Origin of the sequence: Streptomyces sp. NBC_00454 (assembly GCF_041434015.1) — a bacterium.
Taxonomy (GTDB): domain Bacteria; phylum Actinomycetota; class Actinomycetes; order Streptomycetales; family Streptomycetaceae; genus Streptomyces.
Map to the genome: position 1 here is coordinate 2,751,062 of NZ_CP107907.1, position 13,156 is coordinate 2,764,217.

The 13,156-nt window shown below is 73.9% G+C and carries 11 protein-coding genes, 1 tRNA gene and 2 pseudogenes; 9 read left to right on the forward strand and 5 right to left on the reverse strand.

Translation table 11 applies throughout. The annotated features are described in order from the left end of the window. Nucleotides 1-37: 37 nt before the first annotated feature. Nucleotides 38-499: a hypothetical protein gene (locus OHU74_RS12720; RefSeq protein WP_371615997.1), complete on the reverse strand. Its 462-nt coding sequence runs from the start codon at nt 497-499 to the stop codon at nt 38-40. A gap of 328 nt (nt 500-827) precedes the next feature. Here OHU74_RS12720 and OHU74_RS12725 point away from each other — a divergent pair, with 328 nt between their 5' ends. Further along, the gene (locus tag OHU74_RS12725) at nt 828-2,168 is read left to right on the forward strand and encodes a tetratricopeptide repeat protein (RefSeq protein ID WP_371615998.1); all 1,341 of its coding nucleotides are present in this window, start codon (nt 828-830) and stop codon (nt 2,166-2,168) included. 77 nt (nt 2,169-2,245) lie between these two features. Here OHU74_RS12725 and OHU74_RS12730 read toward each other — a convergent pair whose 3' ends face one another. Then, the gene (locus tag OHU74_RS12730) at nt 2,246-2,842 is read right to left on the reverse strand and encodes a histidine phosphatase family protein (RefSeq protein WP_330296525.1); all 597 of its coding nucleotides are present in this window, start codon (nt 2,840-2,842) and stop codon (nt 2,246-2,248) included. A 144-nt stretch (nt 2,843-2,986) separates the two neighbouring features. Between OHU74_RS12730 and OHU74_RS12735 the strand changes: the two are divergent. From OHU74_RS12735 to OHU74_RS12750, 4 genes and pseudogenes are all read left to right on the forward strand, one after another. Further along, a pseudogene (locus tag OHU74_RS12735) lies at nt 2,987-3,619 on the forward strand (phosphatase PAP2 family protein); the annotation flags it as partial. A gap of 169 nt (nt 3,620-3,788) precedes the next feature. Continuing rightward, nucleotides 3,789-5,078: a hypothetical protein gene (locus OHU74_RS12740; RefSeq protein WP_371615999.1), complete on the forward strand. Its 1,290-nt coding sequence runs from the start codon at nt 3,789-3,791 to the stop codon at nt 5,076-5,078. Next, complete coding sequence (locus tag OHU74_RS12745) at nt 5,066-6,682, forward strand: hypothetical protein (RefSeq protein WP_371616000.1); 1,617 nt, start codon at nt 5,066-5,068, stop codon at nt 6,680-6,682. The genes OHU74_RS12740 and OHU74_RS12745 overlap by 13 nt, the downstream gene beginning before the upstream one ends. Continuing rightward, nucleotides 6,679-8,037 carry an AAA domain-containing protein gene (locus OHU74_RS12750; protein WP_371616001.1) on the forward strand — a complete coding sequence of 453 codons (1,359 nt, stop codon included), beginning with the start codon at nt 6,679-6,681 and terminating at the stop codon, nt 8,035-8,037. The genes OHU74_RS12745 and OHU74_RS12750 overlap by 4 nt, the downstream gene beginning before the upstream one ends. Before the next feature lie 40 nt (nt 8,038-8,077). Here the strand turns inward: OHU74_RS12750 and OHU74_RS12755 are convergent, their stop codons facing one another. Further along, nucleotides 8,078-8,560, reverse strand: coding sequence for a MarR family transcriptional regulator (locus tag OHU74_RS12755; protein WP_330296529.1), 483 nt, complete (start codon nt 8,558-8,560; stop codon nt 8,078-8,080). 106 nt (nt 8,561-8,666) lie between these two features. Between OHU74_RS12755 and OHU74_RS12760 the strand changes: the two genes are divergently transcribed. Further along, nucleotides 8,667-9,239 (forward strand): NADPH-dependent FMN reductase, encoded by a 573-nt coding sequence (locus OHU74_RS12760; protein ID WP_371616002.1) that lies wholly within the window; start codon nt 8,667-8,669, stop codon nt 9,237-9,239. Here OHU74_RS12760 and OHU74_RS12765 read toward each other — a convergent pair. After that, the gene (locus OHU74_RS12765) at nt 9,229-10,485 is read right to left on the reverse strand and encodes a M20 family metallopeptidase (RefSeq protein WP_371616003.1); all 1,257 of its coding nucleotides are present in this window, start codon (nt 10,483-10,485) and stop codon (nt 9,229-9,231) included. The two genes, OHU74_RS12760 and OHU74_RS12765, sit on opposite strands and share 11 nt — an antisense overlap. A 135-nt stretch (nt 10,486-10,620) precedes the next feature. On the opposite strand from OHU74_RS12765, the gene OHU74_RS12770 reads away from it, so the two are divergent. The 3 genes and pseudogenes from OHU74_RS12770 to OHU74_RS12780 all read left to right on the forward strand — a co-directional run bounded on the left by OHU74_RS12770 (nt 10,621) and on the right by OHU74_RS12780 (nt 11,736). After that, entirely contained in the window at nt 10,621-10,974 is a 354-nt protein-coding gene (locus OHU74_RS12770; RefSeq protein WP_371616004.1) for a hypothetical protein, read from the forward strand. Between the two features lie 118 nt (nt 10,975-11,092). Then, nucleotides 11,093-11,672: pseudogene (locus tag OHU74_RS12775) on the forward strand (hypothetical protein). Beyond that, nucleotides 11,663-11,736 (forward strand) — tRNA-Lys (locus tag OHU74_RS12780). The pseudogene OHU74_RS12775 and the gene OHU74_RS12780 overlap by 10 nt, the downstream one beginning before the upstream one ends. 57 nt (nt 11,737-11,793) lie before the next feature. Here OHU74_RS12780 and OHU74_RS12785 read toward each other — a convergent pair. Beyond that, nucleotides 11,794-13,029 carry a M6 family metalloprotease domain-containing protein gene (locus OHU74_RS12785; protein WP_371616005.1) on the reverse strand — a complete coding sequence of 412 codons (1,236 nt, stop codon included), beginning with the start codon at nt 13,027-13,029 and terminating at the stop codon, nt 11,794-11,796. Between the last annotated feature and the right edge of the window lie 127 nt (nt 13,030-13,156).

The window sequence follows — 13,156 nt, forward strand, 5'->3', positions numbered from 1 at the left end:
CTGGTCAGAACCTGCGGCCACCGAGGGTACGGAGCGGTCAGCGGCAGTTGTCCGCGGCCTCGATCAGCCGGGCCGCCTCGCCGAGCGCCGCCCGCAGCACCTCGGGGTCGGTGACCGGGCCGACGGCCTCGGGGGGGAGCAGCCAGCCGGTTCCCCCCGCGGTGGGCGAGGTGTCGCCGAACCGCATGCCGCGCCCGTTGGTCTGCGTACAGGCGCTGCCCGGGAGGTCCCAGGCGTCGGCGGTGCCGGGCGGGACGAGGAAGCCGAGGGTGCTGCCGGAGCCGTCGTGCAGGACCGGGCCGACGCCGCCGGCCTGGCTGGCCCTGCCCACCTGTCCGGCGGCCCGGCGGATGATGTCGACGGCCTCCAGGCCCTGCCGGGTGGGCACGGTGACCAGGTCCGGGGCCCCCGCGACCAGGGCCGCGCCGGGTACCGGGGGGACCGTGGGCATCAGGGGCGCGCCGGGCTCGGGCGCGGTGTCCGTTCCACTGCTCTCCATGCCGCCCTCCACCAAGGGAACCCCTCCTCGATCCGCGTACGAGCATCGCGGGAGGGGGCCGGGAACCGAGAAAGGTTCCTCCCACTCCGCATGGGTTCAACGCACGGGGACGTCAACAGGTGCGGCGGCAAGACGCTGCAAAGGATGGCAGTTCATGGCGGATCGCGGGTGAGATATCCGTTTTGTAGCCAAACAGCGAGTCAACCGGCTGCCGCTGGCGGTACGTTCATGCGCGCCGGGCACCCCGCACCACCGTCACCGTCACGTTGAGCAGTCGACGTCACACAGTCACCGGCAGCGCGTCCCTTGCCCCAGAGAGGCCACGTCCATGGCGGCGTCCCCCCACTCACCCAATTCCACCTTCCGGCGGCTGCGCGGTCAGCATTCCCCGGCCGAGTTCGCCGCACTGGTGCGCAGGGCGGCGAAGGAGATCGGCGAAACGGTTTCCTGCGACGCCCGTTACATCGGCCGGGTCGAGTCCGGCGAGATCCGCTGCCCCAACTACGCCTACGAGCGGGTCTTCCTCCACATGTTCCCCGGCCGGACTCTGGCCGATCTCGGATTCTCCCCCCGGGAGACGGTGCGCGGCCGGCTGGCCCAGCGCGAGCAGGTCTCGCCCTTCTCCCCGTTCAACCAACGCCCCAACCCCCTTCCCTCTTCGCGTTTCAAGGAGAGCGACGTGCTGCGTCGCGCGTTCATGGCGGGCGGTTCCGCCACCGTGGCGGCCGCGACCATCGGTCTCACCCTGCTCGGCGACACCCGCCGGCTCCCCTCCCGCGCCGGAGAGGCGGAGGCGGACGCGGTCGAGGACGCCGTACGCCAGATCCGGCTGCTGGACGACCGGCACGGGGCGGACGCCCTGTACCGGCGGGCCTCGGAACCCCTGCGCACCGCCTACGCGTTGCTCGACGCGGGGGCCACCCGGCAGTCCACCGAGGACCGGCTGCACGCGGGCGCGGGCGAGCTGGCGATCTCGGTGGGCTGGCTCGCGCACGATTCGGGCCGCTTCGACGACGCCCGCTCGCACTACGCGGAGGCGCTCGCCACGGCCCGGGTCTCGGGGAACGCCGGGCTGGAGGCGCACGCCTTCAGCAACATGGCCTTCCTCGCACGGGACTGCGGGCGGCCGCGCGAATCGGTACGGGCGGCCCAGGCGGGCCGCCGCGCCGCGCGCTCCCTCGGTTCCCCGCGGCTCCTGTCCCTCCTCGCGCTGCGGGAGGCCGGGGGCTGGGCCGGGCTGGCGGACCGCAAGGCGTGCGAGGAGGCCCTGACCCGGGCGCACACGGAGTTCTCGCGCGGTGCGGCGGGGGCCGACCCCGAGTGGATGTCCTTCTTCGGGGAGGCCGAGCTGGAGTCGCTGGAGTCGCGCTGCTGGGCGGCGCTCGGCGAGCACGCCCGCGCGGCCCGGCACGCCCGCCGGGCGGCGGACCTCCAGGATCCGCACTTCGCCCGCAACGTCGCCCTGTACACGGCGGAGCTCGCCGACAACCTGGCCCACGCGGGCGCCCCCGACGAGGCCTCCTGGGCGGGGGGCCGGGTGCTGGACCTGCTGAGCGAGGTCCAGTCGACCCGCATCCAGTCGATGCTGGCGGGGACGGCCCGGACCCTGGTCCCCCACCAGCGCTCCCCGCGCGTGGGCACCTTCCTGACCCGGCACGCGTCGGCCTGAGCCGGGTACGGGACCAGGACCGGGTACGGGACCAGGACCGGGTACGGGGGCCGCCGGCGGCGGCTGTCGGGCGGCGGCTACATGTCCAGGTGGCCCGTGTCGTTCCAGCGCTCCAGCGCCGGAGCCCCGTACGCCCAGCCCAGGACCGACAGGGAGGTCGGCTCCAGGCGGATGCGGGCTCCGAAGGAGGCGTCGAAGCCGAGCCAGCGCGCCGCCAGGGTGCGCAGGATGTGGCCGTGGGCGAAGACCAGGACGTCGCGCTCGGCCGAACGGGCCCAGGTGACGACCTCGTCCGCCCGGGCCGAGATCTCCGCTACGGACTCGCCGCCCGGAACCCCGTCGCGCCAGATCAGCCAGCCGGGCCGGACCGCCTGGATCTCGGCCGGGGTCATGCCCTCGTAGTCGCCGTAGTCCCACTCCATGAGCGCGTCCCACGGCTCCGCCTGGATGCCGAAGCCGGCCAGGTCGCAGCTCTCGCTCGCGCGCACCAGCGGGCTGGTGCGCACTTCCAGGCCGCGCAGGCTCGCCCACGGATCGCGGGCGAGGCGCTCGCCGAGCAGCTTCGCGCCCCGCCTGCCCTCCTCGAGCAGGGGCACGTCCGTGCGTCCGGTGTGCTTGCCGAGCTGGGACCACGCCGTCTGGCCGTGGCGGGCCAGGAGGATGCGGGGGGCCATGTGTGTTCTCCCGGTCGAGGGGGCGGAGGGGTAGCGGAAGGGGCGGAACCATTCACACGGCTTTGCGGGGATTCCGTCGTCCGACCATCATCCATCAGATGAACGGCGCGCAACCTCGGGCGCCTTACGCACGTCATACGCCGTATGACCAATCGGCGGCAACCCCCGCGCTGGTGGGCCGAGCTGCTGCTCCTCGGGCTCGTCTACGGCGCCTACTCCGGCGGCAGACTCCTCGCCCGGGGCGACGTCGGCCTCGCCGTCGACCACGGGCTCGCGATCCTGCGCCTGGAGGAGCTCCTGCGGATCGACTTCGAGCGGCCGCTCAACCGGCTCTTCACCCACCACGGCGCGCTCGGCATACCCGCCGACTTCGTCTACGCCTCCCTGCACTACCTCGTCACCCCCGCCGTGCTGGTCTGGCTCTACCGCAGCCGCCCTGTGCAGTATCGATTCGCCCGCACCTGGCTGATGCTCTCCACCCTCCTCGGGCTCATCGGCTTCGCCCTGGTCCCCACCTGCCCGCCCCGGCTGCTCGAAGCCCCGTACGGGTTCACCGACACCATGGCCCGGTACAGCGCCTACGGCTGGTGGGGCGGCGAGGCCAGCGCCCCGCGCGGGCTGGGCTCCTTCACCAACCAGTTCGCCGCCATGCCCAGCCTGCACGTGGGGTGGGCCCTGTGGTGCGGGATCGTGCTGTGGCGCTGCGGGCGCCATCCGCTGCTCCGGGCGCTCGGAGCCGCGTACCCGGCCGTCACCATCCTCGTGGTCATGGGCACGGCCAACCACTACTTCCTCGACGCGGTCGCCGGGGCCGCCGTGATGGGCGCCGGATTCCTCGCCGCCCGCGCTGTGGCCCGGGCCGGCGGGTGGCTCCCGCACAGCACCCGAACAGCCGGTTTCCGCCGTAAGTCCACGGTTGTCAGTGGCGGATGGGAGACTTCCGCGGGTGAGCTCCTACCCGCCCAGCGGTCAGCCGCCGAAGACCCCGCAGCAGACGGCCCGGCTCCCCAGGGCCCAGGCCCCGACGGCGCAGCCCTCGACGACTCAGCGCCCGACGGCACTGTGGCAGCGGCTCGCTGACCTGCGCGGCCCCGCGGTCCCGCCCCGCCCGCTCGACGCCCGCGCGCTGGCGGCCCTCGCCGCCAACCCCGGCTGCGGCAGACGGGCCCTGCTGGACGGCGCCGGCGTGGACAAGACGAGCCTGGCCTCGGCGCTCGGCTCGCCGGCCGCCTTCGGGCAGTCGCAGTTCGCCATCGTCCGCGGGAACTCCTTCGAGGCCAAGGTCAAGGGCGACGGCGGCGCCGAGCTGCTGCGGCTGGTCCACGCGCACGTGGCCGCCGGGTCCGAACCGCCCGGGGCGGGCGCCCTCGTACCCGATCTCACCGGCGCCGGGCCCGAGGGCCGCGCCGCCCGTACCGCGCTCGCGCTGCGGGAGGCCACCGCCGCCGGGGCGTGGACCCTGCTCGACCACCCGATGCTCGCCCTGGAGGTGGCCGGCTCCCCCGCCTATCTGGAGCCGGACGCCGTCGTCGTGCACCCCGACGGCCGCTGGACCGTCGTGGAGATCAAGTCGTTCCCGATGATCGACGGAGCCGCCGACGCCGCGAAGGTGGGCGCAGCCGCCCGCCAGGCCGCGGTCTACGTACTGGCGCTGGAGCGGACCGCCGGGAAGCTGACCGGCGCCGAGGTCGGGCACACCGTGCTGCTGGTCTGCCCCAAGGACTTCTCCAACCTGCCCACCGCCTCCCCCGTCGACGTCCGCCGCGAACTCTCGGTGACCCGGCGCCAGCTGGAGCGCCTCACCCGGGTCGAGGAGCTGGCCGCGGCCCTGCCCGAGGGGCTCGACTTCGACCCGGCGCGTTCCGCCGAGGAGCTGACCGAGGCCGTCTCGGCCGTGTCCGCCTCCTACGCCCCCGAGTGCCTGGCCGCCTGCGAGCTGGCCTTCCACTGCCGGGACCGGGCGCGCGGGGCCGGGGAGGTGAGCGCGCTCGGCCGTTCCGTACGGGGCGAGCTGGGCTCCCTGACCACCGTCGAAGCCGCCCTCGCGGCGGCCGGGGGCGACGCCGGGACCGGCACGGGGACCGACGCCGGGACGGACGCCAGGATTGACTCCGGGACCGGCCTCGAAGGGGACCCGACCGCGGCCGCGCTGCGGTACGCCGCCCGGCTGCGCGCCGAAGCGCTGGAGCACGCCCCCGCCCGTATGCGTCCGGAGGCCGCCGCATGTCCCTGCTGAACACCCTGGCCCGGCTGGAAGCCGTCCGGGCGGGCCGGGCTCAGGCCCTGGCGACCGTACGACACCGGCATCTGGGCGAGCGCCCGATGGTCCTCGTACCGCTGACGACGGCGGGCGAGGCCGGGGCGCCGCTCGGCGCGATGTTCGGGACCGATCCCGAGGAGCCGCGGATCCTGGTGATACCGCAGCCGCGCGACCGCGACCTGCGGTGGGAGTTCCTGGCCGAACTGGCCGGGCACGTGGTCCCGTACCTCGAGGAGTACGCGGACGCCGTCGAGCTGATCGAAGGCCGGGAGACCGATCCCGAGACCGGGCTCAAGGTGACCTCCGAGCTGTGCCTGGACGCGCCGCAGCTGATCGTGCCGAGCCGCGCGGGCATCGAGTACGTACGGCTCCTGGGCCGGTCCATGCGGTTCCGGCGGACCGCCGAGGAGGATCCCGAGAACCCCTATCCGGCGCCCGCCCGGGTACCGCTGCTGGGGCGCTGGTTCACGCACCTCGCCGAGCGCTCGCGGGTGCCCGGGTCCTCGATGCTGCTGGCCGCCACCGACCTGCTGTCCCGGCACTGGGCGACCGGCCAGAGCAACCTGGAGGACCAGCACCTCCAGGCGCTGCTGGCCTGGATCGACCCGCCCGAGGGCAGGTCCGGAGCCGAGTGGGCGCTGCGCGCGGAGCTCGGCCGGGGCGCGGACGGCCAGTTGCTGGTGCCGCCGGCCGGTCCGGCCACCGATCCGGCCTTCGACAACAAGCTGCTGGCTCCGGCGATCGCGAAGTTCGACGCGGCGCGGGCGTCGCGGGCGGCCGGTCCGCGGGACGGGGACGGCGACGGGGTGCGGGCCGCCGAGCTGGCGGTGCGCCGGCTGGTCGTGGACCAGATGGAGAGCACCTGGCGGGCGACCTGGCAGGCCGTCGGGCTGCTGCGCGAACTGCCCGTCGGCGAGCGGGCCGAGGACCGCTGGACCGGCGACCGCTGGTCGTACACCGGCCACCGGGACCGGGTGCGGGCGGGCGAGGCCCCGCAGCCGCGCCGCGACGACGCGGTGACGGCGGCGCGCAAGCTCGCGACCCGGGAGAACGAGCAGGTCAGGCTCGACGCCCAGGAGGCGCTGGACGATCCGCTGGTGATGGCGGGCCGGCGGCTCGCGGGCGAGGCCTTCGCCGGCGAGGTCACCGAAGTGGTCATGGAGTGGACGGAGTCGAAGCGGCCGAGCCCGCGCCCGCTGGTGACGGTGGCCACGGAGGACCGGCCGCAGCTCGCGGACGGGGGCGACGACGGCAGCGGCGGCGGGAAGGTGTTCCGCTCGCTGGACGGACGCCCGCAGAGCGCGCGGTTCGTGCGCTGGGACGAGGACGGCCGGGCGGTGCTGCGCCTGCTCGACAAGATGGGGCGCGGCAAGGAGCCCGAGGCGGGTTCGGTGCCGGAGAAGGGCGACCGGGTGTGCTGGACGCTGTTCGAGCACGATTCGCGCGGCGGCCCGAAGCTGCCGGACGCCGAGCAGACGCCGTGGACCCACGGCGGCCCGCCCGCGCACCTGAGCGCCGGCTCCGCCTCCGCACCGCCGCTTCCGTTGCCCGATGCCGTCACCGACGAGGACCTGCTGTGAGTTTCGATCCGGGCACCTTCGATCCGGCCACCTTCGATCCAGGCACCGCGGCCGACCGGGCCACCGACGCCATCCTGCGCGACACCCTGCACGGCTCGGCGCGGGGCGTGGTCGTCGACTCCCCGCCCGGGGCCGGCAAGTCCACGCTGGTGGTGCGGGCGGCCCGGGAGCTGGCGGCGGCCGGGCGCCGGCTGATGGTGGTCGCGCAGACCAACGCGCAGGTGGACGACCTGGTGCTGCGGCTGCACAAGAAGGATCCGGAGCTGAAGGTCGGCCGGCTGCACAGCAGCGACGGCGAGGCCTACGATCCCGCGCTGCGCGAGCTGGACTCGGTGGTCCTGTCGGCGAAGCCGGCGGACCTGGCCGGTCTGCCGGTCACGATCTCCACGGCGGCCAAGTGGGCCTGGGTCAAGGACGTGGAGCCGTGGGAGCACGCCATCGTGGACGAGGCGTACCAGATGCGCTCGGACGCGCTGCTGGCCGTGGCCGGGCTGTTCGACCGGGCGCTGTTCGTGGGCGACCCGGGGCAGTTGGACCCCTTCAGCGTGGTCGGCGCCGAGCAGTGGGCGGGCCTGTCCTACGACCCCTCCGCCTCGGCGGTCTCCACCCTCCTCGCCCACAACCCGACCCTGCCGCAGCACCGGCTGCCGGTGTCGTGGCGGCTGCCGGCTTCGGCCGCGCCGCTGGTCTCCCGAGCGTTCTACCCGTACACGCGGTTCCGCAGCGGTACGGGTCCGGGCGAGCGGCGGCTGTCCTACGGGGTCGCGGGCGACGGCTCGGGCCCCGACCGGGTGCTGGACGAGGCCGCCGCGTCGGGGTGGGGGCTGCTGGAGCTTCCGGCCCGGCACACCCCGCGGACCGACCCGGAGGCGGTGCGGGCGGTGGCCCTGGTGGTCCGCCGGGCGCTGGACCGCGGCGCCGTGACGGTGGACGAACAGCCCGGCGGCCCGGCCCCGCTGACGGCCGACCGGATCGCGGTCGGCACCGCCCACCGGGACCAGGCGGCGGCGGTCCGCGCGGCACTGGCCGCGCTGGGCGTCACCGGGGTCACGGTGGACACGGCGAACCGGCTCCAGGGGCGCGAGTACGACCTCACGGTGGTCCTCCACCCCCTGTCGGGCCGCCCGGACGCCACGGCCTTCCACCTGGAGACGGGCCGGCTGTGCGTGCTCGCCTCGCGGCACCGGCACGCGTGCGTGGTGGTGGCCCGGGCGGGGATAGCGCAGCTGCTGGACGACCACCCGTCGACGGAACCGGTGCAGTTGGGCGTGACGGTGAAGTTCCCGGACGGCTGGGAGGCCAACCACTCGGTCCTGGCCCACCTGGCGGAACACCGCGTGAGCTGGAAGCCCTGACGCCCCGATCTGACGCCTCGGCCTGCGGCCCGCGGCGTCCCTAGCCCGACTTGCGCTCGACGCCCAGGCGGGTGCGCAGGAGTTCGCCGACCTCCGCGAAGGTGTGCAGCTGTTCCGGGGTCAGGATGTCGATCAGGTGGCGGCGGACCGACTCCACGTGGAGCGGGGCCGCCGTCATGATCGTGGTGACGCCGTGGTCGGTGAGGACCACCTCGGCGCCGCGGCCGTCGCCGGGCACTTCCTCGCGGCGGACGATTCCGCGCTGCTCCATGCGGGTGAGCTGGTGGGAGAGGCGGCTGCGGGACCACTGCATGAGGACGGCGAGGGCGCTGATCCGCATGCGGTGGCCGTCGGTGGAGCCGAGGACGGACAGGACGTCGTAGTCGGCTTCGGAGAGCGCGCTGTCCTGGGTCAGGTCGCGGGCGATACCGGCGTTGACCAGCGGGAACATCCTCCGCCAGGCGTACCAGGCGTCCTGTTCGGGTGCGGTGAGCCAGCGCGGCCCGTCCTCGGTCTCGGTCATGGGTGGAGTGTAGACCGATGGGTGACGTGTCATCTATCTGGTTGACACGTCACCCATCTCGGGGGTCTTATAGGTGACACGTCAACCACTTCCCGGGAGCCCAGCCATGACCCTGCGCCCGCACCTGCGCCTCCACGTAGTCTCCGCATCCGTCCGCCCGACCTCCGCCGCCCGGCCCGTCGCCGGATGGGTCGCCGGGCGGGCCCGCGAGCACGGCGGGTTCGACGTCACCCCCGTGGATCTCGCCGATCTCGCGCTGCCCTTCCTCGACGAGCCCGAGTACGCCTCCAGCGGGATCTACGCCCACCCCCACACCCGGGCCTGGAGCGCGCTGGCGGACTCCGCCGACGCCTTCCTCTTCGTGCTCCCGATGTACAACGGCGGCTTCACCGCCCCCTTCAAGAACGCCATCGACTTCCTCCACGCCGAATGGCGGGGCAAGCCCGTCGGCCTCGTCTCGTACAGCGCCGGAGGTACCGGCGGGGCCCCGGCCGCCCGGATGCTGCGGCCGGTGCTGGAGGCCGTGGGGATGGTGCCCGCCGAGTCCTCGGTGGCCGTCCCGGGCATCGACGGGCTGGTGTCGGCCGAGGGCTTCCGGGCCCCGGGGGGCCTCGCGGGCGAGCTGGCCCGCGTGCTGGACGAGGTGGCGGCGCTGGCGAAGGCTCCGGTCAGCGCGTGACCAGCGCTCCGGTCAAGTGGTCGTACGCGGCGTGCGCGTGCAGCCGTACGCCCGTGGCCAGCGCGTCGTCGTCGGCGTAGAAGCCGGGGTGGTGGTTGCCCGCCATGCCCCGCCCGCCGGGTACCGCGGCGGGCTCGCCGGTGGCCGGGTCCAGGGCGGTGTCCTGGACGCCGAGCATCACGTACAGGCCGCCGAAGCGGGTGATGAGTTCTGAGACGTCGTCATAGCCGAGGGTGGCGCCGGTCTCCACCACCCGGTCCGCGCCCGCGACCCGGCGCAGGGTGGGCAGTGCGGCCTCGACCCAGCCGGGGGCGTTGCGTACGGCGGGCACGTCCTGGAGCAGGTCGACGGCCGCCTCCGCCCCGTACGCCAGGGCCGTGTGCTCGGCCAGCACGGTCAGCCGGCGTTTGACCCCGTCCATGTCCCGTTCCTCGGCGCAGCGGATCGTGCCCCACAGGGTGACGGTCTCGCCGATGACGTTGTACCGGCCGACGTCCTCGATGTGGCCGATGGAGACGGTGACCGGGGAGAACGCCGAGACCTGCCGGTACAGCTGGCCGATGCCGGTCAGCAGCGCTCCCGCGGCGGGCATCGGGTCGATGCCCTGCCAGGGGGAAGAGGCGTGCGACTGGCGGCCGGTGACGGTGATGCGGACCAGGCAGGAGGCCCCGTACACCGGGCCGGACCGGTAGCCCACCCAGCCCTTGGGGTGGGGGGTGACGTGCATGCCGAAGGCCATGGTGGGGACGGGGTCGTCGAAGGCCCCCTCGGCCACCATCAGGCGCGCTCCGCCGTCCTCGCCGACCGGTGGACCCTCCTCGGCGGGCTGGAACACGAACAGGACGGTGCCGGGCAGCCGGTCGCGCACGCCCGCCAGTGCGCGCGCCGCTCCGAGGAGCATCGCGGTGTGGCAGTCGTGGCCGCAGGCGTGCGAGGTCCCGCCCGGGGCGGCGAACTCCGCGCCGCAGCGGTCGGGGACGGGCAGCGCGTCCATGTCGGCCCGCAGCGCGGCCACCCGGTCTCCCGGCAGGCCGCCGCGCAGCACGCCGACCACCCCGTGCCCGGCGATGCCGGTCCGCACCTCGTCCAGCCCGAAGCCGGAGAGCTCCCGCGCCACCAGCCGCGCGGTGGCGGACTCGCGGTTCGGCAACTCGGGATTCCGGTGCAGGTGGCGGCGCCATTCGATCACCTGCCCGACACCCGCGTCGCAGAGCCGGTCCAGTTCCCCGTGCACACCATCGGCCATACGGATGTTCTAGCCGATGCACGGGCACCCTCGGGCGCCCTTGCGCGAGGTTGGACAATGGACGGTGGCCCGGAATCCTTCCGACCGGACGGTTGCGGGCCCCAAGCCCTTCCCACGCGCAGCAGGAGGACACGCATGGCAGAGCCCGAGCGGCAGCAGGCCGAGCGGAGGCTGCGACCCGCGCAGCTGCTCTTCGAGCCCACGCAGACCGTCGCCGACCCGGAGCACTTCTTCGACCTGGAATCGATCGAGGACCCCCGCGAGCTGCTGGCCCGGGCGACGGAGCTGACCCTGGCCTTCCGTGCGGCGCAGGAGCGGGCGGTGGAGTTCCAGGCGGTGGCGGCGGCGCAGCTGGCGGATCCGAGGCGGTTCGACCGGCTGCCCGCGGCGGCGATCGCGGAGCAGGCGGAGTGGACCGAGGACTACGCCCTCAAGATGATCGAATTCGGCGAATCGCTCCTGCGCGGCACCGCCCCGGAGCTCCCCTAGGGCATATGCAGTGGCATATGCGGGCGCAACATACCGCAGCCGCGGGCGGGCTGTCCCGGATTTCGGTAACTCCCGGGGATCGGTCCGCTACGCCGGGTAGACCTGGCATATGACGACGATGACCGGCTGTCCCGCACTCGACACCCGCGGCGCGCGGACCGCCGCACCCGCGACGCACGTCACCCCGAGCGGTGCCGCATGGCTGGCCTCCGCCTGCGTGCACCCCCGCGCCACCCTGGCCGCCTGGCAGGCCCGGCCCACCGCGCCCGCCGCGCTGCCCTGCGGGACCGCCTTCGACGTCGTCAACGTCACACCCGTCCTGGGGCGCCGCATGCTCGACCTGCTGTGGGCCGAAGGCCCCGGCTCCGGGCCCGCCGCCGTGCACCGCGGGCGGATGCTGCTCTTCGCCGCGCCCGGCACCGCCCACCGGCTCCCGGCCCTGCTCGCCTGGGAGGAATGGGGTGCTCCGGTCGCGGCCCCGCTCTGCCACGGCCGCGGCGACGCCGTCACCGTACCCCCGCTGGCCGCCGTACCCGGGCCGTCCCGGTGGCTCGTGGCCCCCGATACCCGGCTGCCCTGGCTGCCCGGACCCGAGGCCCTGCTGTGGGCGTTCGTCCGGGCCGCCCGAGCTGCGGATATCGATTTTTCGGATCGCCGGTCGGGGTGCTAATGTCTTCCTCGTCACCAAGCGCCGCTAGCTCAGTTGGTTAGAGCAGCTGACTCTTAATCAGCGGGTCCGGGGTTCGAGTCCCTGGCGGCGCACAGACGGAAGAAGGCCCCCACGCAAGTGGGGGCCTTCTTCGTGTCCAGCGTCCCGGATCAGCGCGTGATCTTCACCGTGTACGCCCCGGACTGGGTCCGGTCCGCCACCTCGATCGTGATCCGCTCCCCCGGCACCGTGAACGTCTCCCCGACCTCCAGCGGCGCGTCCGCGAGCGGCGGGTACACCGAGCGGTCCCAGCAGGCCTCCGTGTTCGGATGCGCGTCCACGACCTCGATCGGCCCGCCGCCCGAGGACGCCTCGTTGCGGACCCGGTAGACGAGGACGCCCTCCGTGCAGGTGTCCCCGTCGTTGCCGGCGGAGCCCCGCGCCTCGACGGCGATCGCGCTGCCGGAACCCGTACGGATCACTGCGAGCCGGGTTCCTCCCGTACCACCCCGGGGAGGGGTCGCGGACAGGGGCTGGAGGGTGTGCAGGGAGGAGCCCGACGGCACGCAGTCGATCTGGGAGGCGTCCAGCCAGCCCAGCTTCCACTTCTGCCAGGCGAAGAGGTCCGGGGCCATGCCGAACTGACTGCCCATGACGTCCCAGTCGCCCACGTACGTGTCCCAGTCACCCTTGCCGTCCGAGGGCCGGTGGTAGAGGTCGGGCAGGTCGAAGACGTGCCCGGTCTCGTGGGCGAGGACGTTGCGGTCCGGCGGGTGCTTCTCGAACACCGTGACGATGCGGCGCAGCTCCGTACCGTCCGCGACGATCGGGCGGTCGAAGTTGACCACCTTCGTGGCGTCCGAGTCGACCCCGGGGGCCTCCGGGTCGGCGACGAAGTAGACGACGTCGTACTGGGAGAAGTCCACCTCGGGGTCGGAGGCGGCGACGGCGTCGCGCAGGTACGCGGCACGGTCGGCCGGGGCCCAGTCGCGCTGTATCCCGTACGCGGTGGACGGCTTCGGCATCCTGATCCACTGCTTCTGCGGGTGCGGGACCAGGCGGAAGCGCCCGTACGAGGCCCGCTCGAAGAACTCGCTGGTCGCCGGGAAGTAGTCGCCTGTGAGCTGCTCGGTCGTCAGGTTGGTGCGGTGGTCGGGGAAGGAGAGGAAGACCATGACCGCGTTGAGCGTGCGCACCGGCTTGGGGTAGGCGGCGTTCCAGGTGTCCAGGCCCAGGGAGTGGTGGGCCGCGGTACGGGTCAGCGCGCAGGGTCCGGCTCCGGGGGCGGCGACCGCGGGTCCCGCGACGAGCGACATGGCGGCGAGCGCCGTCAGGGAAGTGAGCGCCGCTGCCGTGGTGCGAAAGTGGGAGCGGTCCACTCCCCCGGGTGTCTGCTGTCGCGGCACATCGACCTCCGGTGGTGGATTTCATACCTCTTCATCCACCTTGGGGCGATTGTCTTACTAATGCCCTGTTCCGCTGCCCCACACGAGTGAGCACTAGGGCAAGCCGGTGACCCCCGGACTTCACGCA

Bases quoted from the DNA above. Each gene is read 5' to 3' on its own strand.
- OHU74_RS12725 (WP_371615998.1), top strand. From the start codon at position 828: ATGGCGGCGTCCCCCCACTCACCCAATTCCACCTTCCGGCGGCTGCGC.
- OHU74_RS12760 (WP_371616002.1), top strand. From the start codon at position 8,667: ATGACCCTGCGCCCGCACCTGCGCCTCCACGTAGTCTCCGCATCCGTC.
- OHU74_RS12755 (WP_330296529.1), bottom strand. From the start codon at position 8,560: ATGACCGAGACCGAGGACGGGCCGCGCTGGCTCACCGCACCCGAACAG.
- OHU74_RS12765 (WP_371616003.1), bottom strand. From the start codon at position 10,485: ATGGCCGATGGTGTGCACGGGGAACTGGACCGGCTCTGCGACGCGGGT.
- OHU74_RS12720 (WP_371615997.1), bottom strand. From the start codon at position 499: ATGGAGAGCAGTGGAACGGACACCGCGCCCGAGCCCGGCGCGCCCCTG.
- OHU74_RS12730 (WP_330296525.1), bottom strand. From the start codon at position 2,842: ATGGCCCCCCGCATCCTCCTGGCCCGCCACGGCCAGACGGCGTGGTCC.
- OHU74_RS12745 (WP_371616000.1), top strand. From the start codon at position 5,066: ATGTCCCTGCTGAACACCCTGGCCCGGCTGGAAGCCGTCCGGGCGGGC.
- OHU74_RS12770 (WP_371616004.1), top strand. From the start codon at position 10,621: ATGGCAGAGCCCGAGCGGCAGCAGGCCGAGCGGAGGCTGCGACCCGCG.